The sequence below is a fragment of the Acinetobacter piscicola genome (genome assembly GCF_002233755.1).
GTDB lineage: Bacteria > Pseudomonadota > Gammaproteobacteria > Pseudomonadales > Moraxellaceae > Acinetobacter > Acinetobacter piscicola.
In genome coordinates, this window is sequence record NZ_NIFO01000004.1 from 100,986 (window position 1) to 116,293 (window position 15,308).

Genomic DNA, 15,308 nt, shown 5'->3' on the forward strand with positions numbered 1-15,308 from the left:
AATTTGCTATATTTAGGTTGTTTTTTGATTTCGGATAGAATCTGTGAAACGCTCAAGTGTTTTCATCACAGTCTTGCTTAGTTTGTTTATGTTCCAAAGTCTTTGGAATGTAGCGGCGGCTTTTTGTGATCATGAAAATACTGCGCTTCCATCACAAAGATTAATTAGTCAGCATTTTGGGCACCATAATGCGCCTGATTGTACTCAAGATCAGCAACAGCATCCGCAGCTATTGGATGTGTATGGGATAGATAAACCGATTTCTGATCAGTCCGCGTCAAAACAATTATCAGCACACCAACATGATGTGCGCTCCAATGATTTCCTTAATCATATAAATGATGATCATCGTGACCATTTGCCTTCCTTTGCGCATTTTATTGTGGTTGATGATCAGCAACAAACAGCGCAGCCTAAGTTTATAGGCTACCCTGAATCCCGCTTTATTGGCTGGAATAATTTGTACCAGTCACCCGATCTATATTTGCCTAATCCTCCGCCTCTCTCATCCCCGCTATAAGGTGGGGTAGCCAAAAAGATTGCCCACCGCTAATGGTTTAATTTAGTGGGGCATTTTTATGTCAAAAGAAATACGTAATTTAGTACAAAAGCCTGTATTTGGTTTTAGGCCGTCTTTGCTCGGTGCACTGATGTTGAGTGTGATGTCATCTCTTAGTTGGGCAGACAACCCATCTCAAGCATTAACCTTACAACAGGCAATTGCAAAAACTGAGCAATATCAGCAAACGCAGAACGTCTGGCAAACACAGCAACAAATTGCAACGGCGAACATCAAACAAGCAAAACTGTGGACAAATCCAGAGTTATCCGTATCGCAAACGGGTTTTGGTTCCAATCAAGATCAAGAGCTTTCAATTGGTGTTTCTCAACGATTGGATATTTTTGGTGAACGTAAGTCAGCACAGAGGTTGGCACAACTTTCAAAAGATCAAAGTGACTTAAATCAGCGGATTTATCAGGCTCAACTTGAATTGGCTGTGAAATACCAATGGTCACAGCTCGCGATTTTTGAATTAGAACGCAACGTGGTTCAAGAGCAGCTCAACGTCAGTGAAGAAAATCTGAATGCGATTCAGAAGCGCTATCAAGCCGGGAGTGTCGCTCAGGTTGATGTAGATCGTGCCAGACTGAGTCATGCAGAAAATGCTCGCTTATATCGTCAAGCCGATTTGCAGGTGCAAGTTGCCAAGCAGCAATTGTCCAACCTTTGGGGGGATGCTGATAAATCGATTCGTATCGGTTTAAATCCTCAATCTTTATGGCCGTCTTCGACACACCAACAGGTACAAGAATATCTCGCGGACAATCTTTTTGAAAAATCACGTCAGTTACAGGTGTTGCAAGCAAAAGCGACAGTGGCGCAATTAAAAGCTTCGGCACGGCCTAATCCGACTGTGAATTTAGGCGTGAATCGTACTCGATCACCTGAAACCTCGACTGACAATGCTTTAGTTGTGGGGGTCTCTATCCCATTGAATATTTTCAACCGCCAGCAATACGGTGTGCAAATTGCGCAAGCAAAGCAGGATTTACTCAGTAGACAACAGGAGTTTTATCTCCGCCAAAATGCTTTGCAGGTGGGAACATTATTGACTGAATTGCAAGGACTGGAAGTACAGTTTAAAGCAGTCGATGAGTCTCAGATTCCGCTTGCAGCTCAGGTTCAACGTAAAACTTTGCAGGGGTTTACTGTCGGTAAATTTGCCGTTAACGATGTGCAACTCGCAACGTTACAGTTGCAAGAAGTGCGTTTGAGAAAAGTGCAATTATTGAAAGATGGCTGGCAACGTGCCATTGAAGCGGAAAGTCTGAGTCTCGGTATTGAACCAAGTCAAATCATGGCAAAAGACGCTTTAGCACAGATCAATCAGAGTTTATGGCAGGAAACACAAGCTTTACCAATCGTGGGCGGGGGAAATTAATATGCTGAATCAATTTAAATCTTTTAAACTTCAGAAAGGCAAAATTTCTCAACGCCTACTGATCATCATTACTATTGTAATGACTGCTCTTATTGCCATGGGGTTGTTCTTTTCAACCAAAAAAGGCACGAGCAAAGAAGAAGGCGGTGAAAAAGAAGCAGAACATGCTGAAGAAGGACATTCACATGATGAAAATGCTAAGGGAACCACCAAAGATGGTTCCGAAGAAGCGAAGCACAGTGAAGAAGAGGGTGGCGAGAAAGAGAATGCTGAAGCCATTAGTTTGACTGCTCAGCAGATCACTGAACAAGGGATTAAACTAGCTAAAGTAGAGATGGGTACTGTTACCAAATCAGCTTCTTATCCTGCAAAGGTTATGGTCAATACAGATCGTCAAGCACATGTATCACCAGCATTTAGTGGGCAGGTGGTTGCCGTCAATGTTGAGTTGGGACAGCGTGTGCAAAAAGGGCAGGCATTGGCGACATTGGTGGTGCCTGATTTGGTTGATCAGCAGGCGAATTTACAGGTCGCACAAACAAGCTTAGAGCTGGCACGTCAGGACTATGAACGAGAGCGTCAGTTATGGTCACAAGGTATTTCTGCCAAGCAGGATTATCAACGAGCTTACAATGCCTATAAGCAAGCACAGATTCAGGTACAAGCCACCAGATCTCGTTTATCTGCTTTTGGTGCCTCATCGAGCAGTAATGGTCGTTATGTTCTCACAGCACCAATTGCAGGCATCATCAGCAAAAAAGACTTGGTTATGGGTGAAAATGTACAGCTTGCCAGCCAGTTATTTATCATCGATCAACTGGATCAGCTATGGCTTGAATTTATTGTTCCAAGTTCTGAATTCTCAGCGATTGCACCAAATCAACAGCTGGAATTTAAGTCACTGCAAACGGGGAATACCTTTAAAGCACAGATTCAAAGTTTAAATAGTGAAGCTGATGTGCAGACTGGACGTTTACAAGTGCGTGCCAAAGTATTGTCGAATGCGGCTGAATTACGTCCGAATTTGATGGTCAATGTTCAGCTACAACAGCAAGGCACTGCTCAAGCATTACGTGTACTCAAAAGTGCCATACAGAAAGTTGAAGGAAAGGATATTGTTTTCGTTTCCAGTGAACATGACAAGAAAATCGAGTTTACTGCACAGCCTGTTGTACTGGGTCAGGTATCCGGTGATGATCAGTGGGTTGAAGTGAAGTCTGGTCTGACTCAAGGGCAGCAATATGCAGGTCAGGGTAGCTTTTTGCTGAAATCTGAATTGGAAAAAGGAGAGGCGAGCCATGGGCATTAATGATTCTTCTGATTCTAAGTTAGATCTCGATGCGGATTCAGCATTACCTCAACCTGAAGGTTTATTTGATCGACTGATTCAATTTTCGATTAAAAATGCCATTTGGGTCATGCTGTTTATTGTGGCATGGATTGGCGTGGGGATTTACGGTTATCAAAAATTACCGATTGATGCTGTACCCGATATCACCAATACCCAAGTGCAAGTGAATACCCAAGCGGCTGGTTTTACTGCATTAGAAGTTGAGCAAAGGATTACCTATCCCATCGAAACTGCGATGGCGGGTTTACCTAAGCTAGAGTTGACCCGTTCTATTTCCCGTTATGGTTTATCGCAAGTGACCATTATTTTTAAAGATGGGACGGATATTTATTGGGCACGACAACAGATTAATCAACGCTTACAAGAAGCCCAAACCGAACTACCAGATGATATTGCACCGACAATGTCCCCTGTATCGACAGGGTTGGGTGAGATTTATCAATGGGTGATCAAGGCTGAACCGAATGCGAAAAAACCTGATGGTACGCCCTATACCGCGATGGATTTACGTGAAATTCAGGACTGGATTGTACGACCACAGCTACAACGGGTTCCCGGTGTTGCAGAGGTCAACTCGATTGGTGGCTTTAATAAAACTTATGTGGTCACGCCTGATTTAAATCGTTTGCAACAATTACAAATCCCTGTCAGTGATCTACAAAACGCTTTAACTGGAAACAATGAAAACCGTGGTGCTGGTTTTATTGAAACCAATGGGCAGCAATTGACAGTACGTGTTCCAGGAACCTTGAACAATATTGAAGATATTCAAAATGTAAGTATCGGCAATAAAAATGGTTTTCCGATCCGAGTTGCAGATGTAGCGACTGTTTCGATTGGACATGATCTACGTACAGGTGGTGCAACTTACAATGGCGAGGAAACAGTACTCGGTATCGCCATGATGATGATGGGTGAAAATAGCCGTACTGTGGCGAAATCAGTGGATGCCAAAATCAAGGAAGTCCAGCAATCTTTACCGAAAGGTATTGTGATTCAAACCGTATATGACCGGACAGCTTTGGTCGAGCGTGCGATTAGTACAGTACAGAAGAACCTTGTAGAAGGGGCAATTCTGGTTATTGTTATTCTGTTCCTATTTCTTGGTAATTTCCGTGCCGCGTTAATTACTGCGTGTGTAATTCCGTTATCGATGCTGTTTACTTTGGCGGGTATGGCTGAGCAGAAAATTAGTGCCAATCTGATGAGCTTAGGCGCACTAGATTTCGGGATTATTGTGGATGGTGCGGTCGTTATTGTTGAAAACTGTATTCGGCGACTGGCAGAGGCACAGCATGCAAAAGGCAGATTACTCTCACGAGCAGAACGTTTTAAAGAAGTTTTTCTTGCGGCAAAGCAGGCGCGTCGCCCTTTAATCTTTGGTCAATTAATTATTCTAGTGGTGTACTTGCCTATTTTCGCTCTGTCTGGTGTTGAAGCGAAGCTCTTTCACCCAATGGCTATGACGGTGGTATTGGCACTGGTGGGTGCAATCATTCTTTCAGTGACTTTTATACCTGCTGCAGTGGCTTTATTTGTTAATGGTGAAGTTAAAGAAACAGAAAGTCGCTGGATGCTGTGGTTAAAGCAAAAATATGAAAAACTACTCAATTTAGCCTATAACTTTAGAATGTTAGTCGTCACCCTTGCGGTGAGTATTCTGTTTTTAACAGGTGTGCTTGCCACTCAAATTGGTAGTGAATTTGCACCCACCTTGAGTGAGGGCGATTTTGCAGTACAACAAATGCGTTCACCAAGTACTGGCCTAGAGCAGTCTTTACGTATGCAGGAGAATACTGAAAAGTTATTGCTCAAAGAGTTTCCAGAAATCAAAGCTATATTTGCCCGTACAGGGACGGCAGAAGTGGCAACAGATGTCATGCCGCCTAATATTTCCGATGCTGTGGTGCTGTTAAAGCCACGTGATGAATGGAAGAATCCAAAGCAAACAATTGATGAGCTACGTCAACGTATGATTGCATTTCTTGGTACATTACCCGGAAATAATAGTGAGTTTTCTCAACCGATTGAGCTGCGTTTCAACGAATTAATTTCTGGTGTGCGAAGTGATGTGGGGATCAAGATTTTTGGCGATGATATGGAGGTGTTGAATCAGCAAGCCACTAAGATTGCACAACAAATCAAAGGGATTACTGGCGCAACTGCCGTCAATGTGGAACAGACTTCAGGCCTACCACTTTTAAATGTTGAAGTGAACAAAGCCGCGGCAGCGCAATATGGTCTGTCGGTGAGAGCGATTCAAGACTTGGTGGCAACCAGTGTCGGCGGGCAGAATGTTGGTCAGATCTTACAAGGTGACCGCCGTTTCGACTTTGTGATTCGTCTGGATGATGCTCAACGTACACCTGAACATCTGGCCGTTTTACCTATTCAAACACCGAATGGTGGTCTAATCCAACTTCAGGATGTGGCTAAAGTTGAAAATATCCTCGGTATTAATCAGGTTAGTCGTGAAAATGGTAAACGTCGTGTGGTTGTGACCGCTAATGTCGAAGGGCGCGATTTGGGCTCATTTGTCACCGAATTACAATCGACTTTGGCGAAGCAGGAAATGCCTGCGGGATATTGGTTGAGTTATGGCGGACAGTTCGAAAACCTAACCTCTGCGAAGGCACGTATGCAGCTGGTCGTTCCACTGGCGCTGATAACTATTTTTGTGCTGTTGATGGCCGTTTTCCATAACTTTAAGGAAAGTTTGCTGGTATTTACTGGTGTTCCATTTGCACTGTGTGGTGGTTTGATTGCACTGTGGCTTCGCGGTATACCATTGTCGATGTCTGCAGGTGTGGGCTTTATCGCGCTCTCAGGTGTGGCGGTATTAAATGGTTTGGTAATGTTGACCTTTATTAAGGAATTACGTCAACAACTGGATGTTTATCAGGCCACATGGCAAGGTGCAATTTTACGTTTAAGGCCCGTATTGATGACGGCTTGTGTGGCATCGTTAGGTTTTGTGCCGATGGCGTTGGCTACAGGGACAGGTGCGGAAGTTCAGCGTCCACTGGCAACCGTGGTGATTGGCGGCATCATGTCATCCACCTTACTGACTTTGGTGATTTTACCGGTGATTTATCGCTGGATGAATGAACGTAAAGTTAAAGCACAAACGGATGGTTGATCGTTAATTTAAAAATAACCTCACCGTTCTTAGCCAAGAAGGGTGAGGCATTGAAACTGTATAGACAGTTTATTATTGGCTAACAGGCAATACACCTAAACTAATGATGGTGTAATTTTGATTTACAGGTTGAGTGGTTTGGTTAAATGCTTCACTGATTTCAAGCAGATATTGCCCTGAATAAGGAAAAGTGACTGTCGCTGAACCATCTTGAGCAACCGGAACTTTTTGCGCTTGTTTATCGGTTTGCCCTTGAGCACGGATGAGCAGTTCAGCATTTTTGAGTGCTTGTCCTGATTTTTTAATCAAGATTTGTACAGGTTGCTGCGCAGTAATGCTGTTGGGGTGGGTTTTAAATTCGACTTGTATTGCAGCATCAGTATTGTTTTGAATAGGTGACGTTTTTTCTTTAGAAATATAGCTTTGGATTGACCATTCTCGGTTAATGGTGATCGGTACAGGCGGTTTCTTAAAGTCAGCAGGAATCACATATTCGCGCTCAGCGATCTTACCTGCTTTCTCAGCAGGGACATCAAAAAGCATTTTCCATTCTTTATTATGTTGGACATATTTGAGTGGGAAAGACGCTTTGCTGAACAGGTGATAGGTGCCTGCTTGTGGTAAGGCTAAGTCAAACACCGTAGCCGATTTTAAAGTGCTTGCAGCTTCAACTTGTAATTTGCTTTGATCTGGTTGAATCACGTTGAGCGCGGTTTGTTTCATGGCATGTTCTGCATTTAGTGCTTCTTCAGCATAGGATGCAATCACTGGGATTTGTGTATTTGTGGTGTTATAGCCCAGAGGTGCAACATAGGGTTCATGTGCATAACTATAAGAGCAAAGAAGTACAGAAAGGTAGAGGTATTTTTTCATTGTCGATATTCCATTAACAGGGGTATTTGAACTGTGGAAAATATAGTCGCCATTATATAGAAGAAACCTTATTATTGATAATAATAATTATTATCAATAATAAATAGAAAAAATATTCAATATTTTGATAAAACAAAATCAGAGGTATGAACATGAGTGAACAACAAGGGCATGATCATAGTCATGCTGTCGTCACAGAAGGAAATGTAAAAAAACTAACCTTTGCATTGGCGTTAACCAGTACCTTTCTAATTGTTGAAGTGATTGCGGGTTTCATGACGCAAAGCTTGGCTTTATTGTCCGATGCAGCACATATGTTTACTGATGCAGCAGCATTGGCAATTGCATTGGTTGCCATCAAAATTGGTAAATTACCCGCAGATGATAAACGGACCTTTGGCTATCAGCGTTTTGAAATTTTAGCAGCGCTGTTTAATGCCATGATGCTGTTTGTGGTTGCAATTTATATTCTCTATGAGGCGTATCAGCGCTTTAGCCAACCCCCTGAAATTCAGAGTGTCGGTATGATGGTTGTGGCGGTTATTGGGTTGGTGATTAACCTCATTTCAATGAAGATTTTATTCTCCAGTTCAAAGGAAAGCCTCAATATAAAAGGTGCTTATCTGGAAGTGTTAAGTGATGCACTGGGTTCTGTGGGGGTGATCATCGGGGGCGCAATTATTTATTTCACCGGCTGGATGTGGGTTGATACGGTGATCGCCGTTTTGATTGGTTTTTGGGTTTTACCGCGAACTTGGGTTTTATTGAAACAAAGTATCAATATTTTATTGGAAGGTGTACCTGAAGAAATTGATATTGAGAAATTACGCAATGATTTATTAAGCGTGAAAGGGGTTGAAAGTATTCATCAATTAAAAGTTTGGGCGATTACATCGAAGAACATCCATTTAACAGTGCATTTATTTGCACCCATTGCAGATCATAATCAAGTTTATCGAGATGCGATTGAAATATTGGGTCATGAGCATGGTATTGTAGAAATGACATTGCAGATCGAAGATGATCAATGCATTGCATGTGCACATGAGTCAAAAGCACATGATGTTCACGATCACGATCACGATCACGATCACGATCAGAAGAAGAATTGATTATAAAATGATGTAAAGAAGAACAGCACCTATCCATATAGATTGGTGCTGTTTCGTATGACTTAGTCTATTTCTAACAACAATGGATCTAGAAAATTAGATTTTCCATTGGTGATTACAGTCACGACATTTCCATTCTTTATTGGCTTGCATGAAAGATTGCATCGAAATTTTAAAATCAGGAAGGTCACGCCAAAATAATAAACCTGCAATCACCGTTGCAATAAATACCACCACAGTCGCGATTTGTACGGTTGGTCCTGCACCATTGCCGAAAATCCACATCGCAATACTAATGACAACCAATAACAGCAGAATAAAAAGCAAAGGGATCAAAAATACAAGGCTTCTCGGTACGACTGGACGTACAGCAGGCTCACTTGCACTTGCAACAGGAATGATTTTTCGACTTTGACATTTTGGACATTGGTATTGCATGGTGGCTCCATATTTTTAATCAAGTTGTCATTTTAATCGTAATTATGCAGAATGCAAAAGTCGTAAAAAATGAAAAGAAATAATACCAAAAAAATCTAGGCAATAAAAAACCCAAGTCATAATGCTTGGGTTTTTCATAAGATGTCGCCATCTTAAATATGGCGTCCCTACGGGGATTCGAACCCCGGTTACCGCCGTGAAAGGGCGATGTCCTAGGCCTCTAGACGATAGGGACAATTGAGGCAACAAACAGAGTATTTCAAAGTGGTGGAGCCAAGCAGGATCGAACTGCTGACCTCTACAATGCCATTGTAGCGCTCTACCAACTGAGCTATGACCCCAGTCTGTGTGAGCGCCATATTAGGGACATTGCGCTCATACGTCAACAGAAAATTTAATTAAGCTTCATCGATTGCATCATTTTTCGGCAATTTTAAGCTTTCATTGAGTTTTTCCCAAGTTTTCGCTTCTTTTTTACTCGGCCCACCGACAATTTCAAGTGCATGGCGTAAACGAGCGAAGGTCAAATCAGGACCAATGGTTACCATCGACTGCATTACAGGTGTTGATGAGGTCGAACCTGCGATTGCAATGAAGAAGGCTGGCATGAAATCACGCAGTTTGATTTCCATCTGATTTGCCAAATCCATTAAAGTTTGGCTTACCGTGTCATTATTCCAAGTGAACAAACTTTCTAAACGCCAAATTGCAAATTGTAAGCTTTGACGAACTTGTTCTTCAGACAATTTTTTGCTTTCAAATTGTTCTTTTGACAGGGTTGGGAATTGGTTGAAATAGAATCCCGCCCAATTCACAGCTTCTGACAATAAATGAATACGTGGCTGAATTGCTGCTGCGATTTCTTCTAATGTTTGACGATCAGATTTCCATGAAAGTAGTCTGTTTAACAATTCAGTAGGTGTTAGACCTTTGATCCATTGACCATTGAGCCAATTTAATTTTTCAACATCAAAAATTGGACCGCCTAAAGATACACGTTGAATGTCAAAGTGTTCAATCATTTCAGCCAATGTGAATTTTTCACGTTCATCTGGCATTGACCAACCCATACGACCTAAATAATTCAACAAAGCCTCTGGAAGTACGCCAATATCTTTGTAGTAATTGATCGATGTTGGATTTTTACGTTTTGATAATTTTGATTTGTCAGGATTACGCAATAATGGCATATGACATAAAACAGGCATGTCCCAACCAAAGTATTGGTAAAGTAATTGGTGCTTAGGTGCAGACGGAATCCACTCCTCACCACGAATCACATGAGTGATTTGCATTAAATGATCATCAACGACATTGGCCAAGTGGTAAGTCGGTAAACCATCGGTTTTAAGCAGGATTTGCATGTCGACTTGTGACCAAGGAATTTCTACTTCACCACGTAGTAAGTCATTAAATTTGCAAATACCGTCTTCAGGTATTTTCATACGAATGACATGTGGTTCACCTTGAGCTAAACGTTGTTGTACTTCTTCTTGAGAAAGTTTTAAACCACGACCGTCATAACGAGGTGTTTCACCACGTGCTTGTTGTTCCGCACGCATTTGATCAAGTTCTTCAGTTGTTGCAAAGCAATAGAAAGCATGGCTTTTTTCAATCAGTTCTAAAGCATAATCTTTATAAATGCCCATACGTTCAGATTGGCGATAAGGCGCATGTGGGCCACCAATATCAGGCCCTTCTGACCAATTTAAACCTAACCAACGAAGTGAATCTAAAATCATTTTCTCAGATTCAGGTGTTGAGCGTAGTTGATCTGTATCTTCAATACGCAGAATAAATTCACCACCATGCTGTTTAGCAAAACATAAGTTAAACAATGCGATATAGGCAGTACCTACATGTGGAAAACCAGTAGGAGAGGGAGCAATACGGGTACGGACTTTCATAACTAAATATTATTCAGAATGTAAATTAAAACCATTATAACGAAAAAGCCCAACTGCTTAAGGGTTAATTCACCAATAAACGATTGGGCTCATAAATTCTTTTTGGGAGTTATGAATTTATTTCCGTTATATCAAATTGTTAAGAGCTATGTGATTGAAATAATGCTTGAACAAAGCGTGAAAATTTTTGATGTTGTTCCGCTAGAAAATTCTGCGCAGGTGCAACTTTGATAGATGCCAAAACCTTAATCTGGTCTTTATCTGAAACCAACTGATAATCACCGCGTTTTTGCTGGCTCAATGCTTTCTCAATCGGTGATTGTTTTTCTGCAACAATCAGAGATTGAATCGGCTTATTGGTATCTTTAATTGCTGCTGTATGACCAGCTTGGGCAAATAAAACAAGACTAAAACCTAAAATATGTATTAATTGTTTGCTCATGCCATCAACTCCCCTAGATGGTTGATTATTGTTTTCCACAAACTGATTGTAGCAAACTTTGTTACCAAAATGTACAACTACGTCACATTTCTTAATAATAGTATACAAGAAATGTTTAAAAAACAATCATTGAAACGAAATGTAATAATTTAATAAATAACATATAAATATGTATGAATCGTGGAGAGTTTCACTTTAATCAAAGTTGTTGAGTAAATACTCAAAAAATTAAAGATAAGATTTACACTTTTTTAGATATCTAGAATCGTGAATTTGATAGATTTAAATATTATAACCATATGATTGTTAAAATAAAATATTCAAAATATAGTGCATTTAATAGTCGGAAAATTGATATTCAATGAGAAATTAAATGAAAAAATTACTTGTATTGGGTTTGATGAGTTTGGTTGGTGTGGGGCAAAGCTATGCAGCAAAAGAATTCTTAAACGTGTCTTATGATCCAACACGTGAGTTCTATCAGGAATATAACAAAAGCTTCGGTACTTTCTGGAAACAAAGAACGGGGCAAGATGTAGAGTTTAAACAATCGCATGGGGGTTCTGGGAAACAGGCTCGTTCAGTTGTAGATGGCTTGCAAGCGGATGTTGTGACTTTGGCTTTGGCGAATGATATTGATGAAATCGTCAATGCAGGTTTAATCGATAAACATTGGCAAAAAGAGTTTCCAAATAATTCGGCACCGTATACTTCGACGGTGGTATTTTTAGTGCGAAAGGGCAATCCCAAAGGTATTAAAGATTGGAATGATCTAATAAAACCTGATGTTGAAATTATTACACCGAATCCAAAAACCGGTGGTGCGCCTCGTTGGATCTATTTATCTGCATGGGGCTATGCTTTAAAACAGCCGGGTGGAAATGATGCAAAAGCAAGAGAGCTGGTTAAACAACTCTATAAAAATGTCAAAGTGTTAGATTCGGGTGCGCGAGGCTCATTAACGACTTTTGCAGAGCGTGGAATTGGAGATGTTTTGCTGTCTTGGGAGAATGAGGCACTTTTGGCAACCTCAGGGCCTGATAAAGATAAATATCAAATTATTTATCCTTCAATTTCAATTTTGGCAGAACCATCGGTTGCCATCGTCGATAAAACTGTAGATAAAGATGGCAATCGTAATTTAGCCAAAGGCTATTTGAATTATTTATATTCACCTGTAGGACAAGACCTTGCAGCAAAATATAATTTCCGCCCACGTAATGCTCAAGCCGCTAAAAAGTACGCAGGAAAATTCCCAAAAATTAAATTATTCACCATAGATCAAGTTTTCGGTGGTTGGGCAAAAGCACAAAAAACACATTTTGCGAATGGTGGCATTTACGACCAATTTACCGCTGAAAGATAATCAATATGACTTGATTTAAGACTTCTGAATTGAATTTCATTGAAGAAGTTTTAAATTTTTTTAATGCATTTATTATTCAGATTTGAGGAGATGTGAATATATGAAATTGAAGTTTATGAGCCAATCTCATATATTGAAGTTCATTATAGATGAATGATTGATATGGTGATGAAAACCAATTTTAAAGCGTTATTCGCTTCAGCACTTTTTATGGCTGGTTTGAATTTGACGACTACAACAGCTTCACATGCGGCTGATCGTGAATTCTTAAACGTTTCCTATGATGCAACACGTGAATTTTATGATGAGTTTAATCAATCATTTGGTGAATATTGGTTAAAACGCACAGGGAAAACGGTTAATTTCAAGCAATCACATGGTGGTTCAGGTAAACAAGCACGTGCTGTTGTGGATGGTTTGAAAGGTGATGTGGTGACTTTGGCTTTGGCAAATGACATCAATGAAATCGCTAAATCTGGTCAGATTAATGCAGGATGGGAAAAAGAGTTCCCATATAACTCAGCACCTTATACCTCAACCATCGTATTTATGGTACGTAAAGGTAATCCAAAAAATATTAAAGATTGGACTGATTTAACTAAATCGGGTGTGCAGATTATTACGCCTAACCCGAAAACTGGCGGTTTACCACGTTGGATTTATTTATCGGCATGGGGTTATGCACTTAAGCAGCCGGGTGGTAATGATGCCAAAGCTCGTGAATTTGTATCTAAGATGTACCATAACGTCAAGGTTATGGATCCGGCAGCACGTGCTTCAATGACAACTTTTGCAGAGCGTGGTATCGGTGACGTATTACTGACTTGGGAAAATGAAGCCATGATCAGTAAGAAAACTTTGGGTAATAAGTTTGATATTATTTATCCATCTATGTCGATTTTAACTGAGCCTTCAGTTGCGATTGTGGATAAAACCGTAGAGAAGAATGGCAATAAATGGTTAGCAACAGGTTATATCAATTATTTATATTCTCCATTGGGTCAAGAGATGGCAGCTCGTCATTTCTATCGCCCACGAAATGAAAAAGTTTTAGCAAAATATGCAAAACAATTTCCGCCGTTAAAAACTTTCACGATTGATGAAGTGTTTGGTGGTTGGGCGAAAGCGCAACAAACTCACTTTGTAAATGGTGGCATGTTTGATCAAATTTATAGTTCAAAGCGTTAATTTTGATCTTGAAAAACTTCAGTAAGTCTCTCTTTCCTTGAGTCATATATGATTCCGGGTTGGAGAGAGTTGTTGAGTATTTAGTCATTCGCATTATTTTATGCATTTGGTTATTTTAGAAATAATGATTTGAAAACCTAAAATGATGTTTAGAAAGCGTATAAAAAATGCCTTAAAACGGTTTTCTCCATAAAAAGTAATATTTCCCTACAAAAAGTCGTTTGGAGCTTTGACAAAACAAGGTAATAATGTGCAGTTACTTTTTTGATTGAACTGAAACCATACTTATGTCTCATATTTCTGTATTACTACATGAAACTGTCGATGCTTTACTTGCAGATCGCAATACAGGAATTTACGTGGATGGGACATTTGGACGAGGCGGACATACGCGTTTATTACTGTCTAAATTAGATGAAAATGCACGTGTATATGCATTTGATAAAGACCCTCAAGCTTTAGAAGTGGCGTATCAGTTAGAAAAAGAAGATCCAAGATTTAAAATTATTCATGCCAGCTTTGCAGATTTGCAACAAGAACTCAATCAACTTGATATTTATCAAGTGGATGGTGTTATGGCAGATTTAGGTGTTTCATCACCACAATTAGATCAAGCAGATCGTGGTTTTAGTTTTATGAAAGATGGACCACTGGATATGCGCATGGATAATTCTCAGGGGCAAACTGCTGCTGAATGGTTAGTGAGTGTTGAAGAAGAACATCTTGCTAATATTATTTTTCAATACGGTGAAGAGCGTTATAGTCGTCGTATTGCCAAAGCCATTAAAAATGCAGGTTATATTGAAACAACAGCACAATTGGCTGAAATTGTGAAAGTTGCCCATCCGAAGTGGGAAAAAAACAAACATGCAGCAACACGTACCTTCCAAGCGATTCGTATTGAAATCAATAAAGAACTTGATGATGTTCATCATTTTTTACCTCAAGCCGTAGATTTGTTAAAATCACATGCACGTTTAGCTGTGATTAGTTTCCACTCACTTGAAGACCGAATTATTAAACAATTCATTCAAAAAGAATCCACTTTAGCAGAAGATAATGGTTGGGGATTACCACAAAAAATCCAAGATACACGTAGACTGAAAAAAGTAGATCGAATTCGTGCAAGTGAAGAAGAGGTGAAAGCAAACCCTCGTTCACGCAGTGCTTGGCTTCGAGTTGCAGAACGCTTAGAACAAAAAGGCGCAGAATGAAAGAAGAAATTGTAGAAGAATCAACGCAGAAGTTGACAATAAAAAAATTTATTGTTTATGGCATATTGGTTTTTTTGGTATTGACGAGTGCATTTATGGTCGTGCTACAAGTTTTTGCTTATCGTCATGACTTTCGTGATTTAAATAGTTATATGCGTGAGCGTGAAGATATCAATGCTGAATGGGGGCGCTTGTTGATCGAACAACAAACTTTCGGTGCAACTGCTCAAATTGGTACACGTGCCGTTACACAACTCAGAATGTATTCACCGCCAGCTGCTCAAACAGTTGTCATTTCATTACCGTCTGAATCAGAGCAAAAGAAGTAAGGCATC

The 15,308-nt window shown here is 40.2% G+C and carries 13 protein-coding genes and 2 tRNA genes; 9 read left to right on the forward strand and 6 right to left on the reverse strand.

The window, feature by feature from the left end; translation table 11 throughout:
• Window positions 1–43 precede the first annotated feature (43 nt).
• The 4 genes from CDA10_RS08935 to CDA10_RS08950 are packed head-to-tail and all read left to right on the forward strand — an operon-like array spanning window position 44 to window position 6,433.
• Complete coding sequence (locus CDA10_RS08935; protein ID WP_004725380.1) at window positions 44–520, forward strand: hypothetical protein; 477 nt, start codon at window positions 44–46, stop codon at window positions 518–520.
• Between the two features lie 58 nt (window positions 521–578).
• Entirely contained in the window at window positions 579–1,943 is a 1,365-nt protein-coding gene (locus tag CDA10_RS08940) for a TolC family protein (RefSeq protein ID WP_089605281.1), read from the forward strand.
• Window position 1,944: 1 nt separating this feature from the next.
• Window positions 1,945–3,252 (forward strand): efflux RND transporter periplasmic adaptor subunit, encoded by a 1,308-nt coding sequence (locus CDA10_RS08945; protein WP_089605282.1) that lies wholly within the window; start codon window positions 1,945–1,947, stop codon window positions 3,250–3,252.
• Window positions 3,242–6,433 carry an efflux RND transporter permease subunit gene (locus CDA10_RS08950; protein WP_089605283.1) on the forward strand — a complete coding sequence of 1,064 codons (3,192 nt, stop codon included), beginning with the start codon at window positions 3,242–3,244 and terminating at the stop codon, window positions 6,431–6,433. The genes CDA10_RS08945 and CDA10_RS08950 overlap by 11 nt, the downstream gene beginning before the upstream one ends.
• A gap of 72 nt (window positions 6,434–6,505) precedes the next feature.
• On the opposite strand, the gene CDA10_RS08955 is transcribed toward CDA10_RS08950, so the two are convergent.
• Entirely contained in the window at window positions 6,506–7,306 is an 801-nt protein-coding gene (locus CDA10_RS08955; protein WP_004725389.1) for a DUF4198 domain-containing protein, read from the reverse strand.
• Between the two features lie 152 nt (window positions 7,307–7,458).
• On the opposite strand from CDA10_RS08955, the gene CDA10_RS08960 reads away from it, so the two are divergent.
• Complete coding sequence (locus CDA10_RS08960; protein ID WP_089605284.1) at window positions 7,459–8,418, forward strand: cation diffusion facilitator family transporter; 960 nt, start codon at window positions 7,459–7,461, stop codon at window positions 8,416–8,418.
• A gap of 96 nt (window positions 8,419–8,514) precedes the next feature.
• On the opposite strand, the gene CDA10_RS08965 is transcribed toward CDA10_RS08960, so the two are convergent.
• From CDA10_RS08965 to CDA10_RS08985, 5 genes are all read right to left on the reverse strand, one after another.
• Entirely contained in the window at window positions 8,515–8,856 is a 342-nt protein-coding gene (locus CDA10_RS08965; protein ID WP_089605285.1) for a hypothetical protein, read from the reverse strand.
• A gap of 159 nt (window positions 8,857–9,015) precedes the next feature.
• Window positions 9,016–9,091, reverse strand: a tRNA-Glu gene (locus tag CDA10_RS08970).
• Window positions 9,092–9,121: 30 nt separating this feature from the next.
• Window positions 9,122–9,197, reverse strand: a tRNA-Ala gene (locus tag CDA10_RS08975).
• A 57-nt stretch (window positions 9,198–9,254) separates the two neighbouring features.
• On the reverse strand, window positions 9,255–10,763 hold the full coding sequence (gene gltX / locus CDA10_RS08980; RefSeq protein WP_089605286.1) for a glutamate--tRNA ligase: 1,509 nt from the start codon (window positions 10,761–10,763) through the stop codon (window positions 9,255–9,257).
• Between the two features lie 139 nt (window positions 10,764–10,902).
• On the reverse strand, window positions 10,903–11,205 hold the full coding sequence (locus tag CDA10_RS08985) for a hypothetical protein (RefSeq protein ID WP_089605287.1): 303 nt from the start codon (window positions 11,203–11,205) through the stop codon (window positions 10,903–10,905).
• A 373-nt stretch (window positions 11,206–11,578) separates the two neighbouring features.
• Between CDA10_RS08985 and CDA10_RS08990 the strand changes: the two genes are divergently transcribed.
• From CDA10_RS08990 to ftsL, 4 genes are all read left to right on the forward strand, one after another.
• Complete coding sequence (locus CDA10_RS08990) at window positions 11,579–12,571, forward strand: sulfate ABC transporter substrate-binding protein (RefSeq protein WP_089605288.1); 993 nt, start codon at window positions 11,579–11,581, stop codon at window positions 12,569–12,571.
• 168 nt (window positions 12,572–12,739) lie between these two features.
• A complete protein-coding gene (locus CDA10_RS08995) occupies window positions 12,740–13,759 on the forward strand; it encodes a sulfate ABC transporter substrate-binding protein (RefSeq protein WP_089605423.1) in 1,020 nt (339 codons plus the stop codon).
• A gap of 287 nt (window positions 13,760–14,046) precedes the next feature.
• Window positions 14,047–14,973, forward strand: a complete 927-nt coding sequence (rsmH, locus tag CDA10_RS09000; RefSeq protein ID WP_089605289.1) for a 16S rRNA (cytosine(1402)-N(4))-methyltransferase RsmH — start codon at window positions 14,047–14,049, stop codon at window positions 14,971–14,973.
• Entirely contained in the window at window positions 14,970–15,302 is a 333-nt protein-coding gene (gene ftsL, locus CDA10_RS09005) for a cell division protein FtsL (RefSeq protein ID WP_089605290.1), read from the forward strand. The genes rsmH and ftsL overlap by 4 nt, the downstream gene beginning before the upstream one ends.
• The last annotated feature ends 6 nt before the right edge of the window (window positions 15,303–15,308 follow it).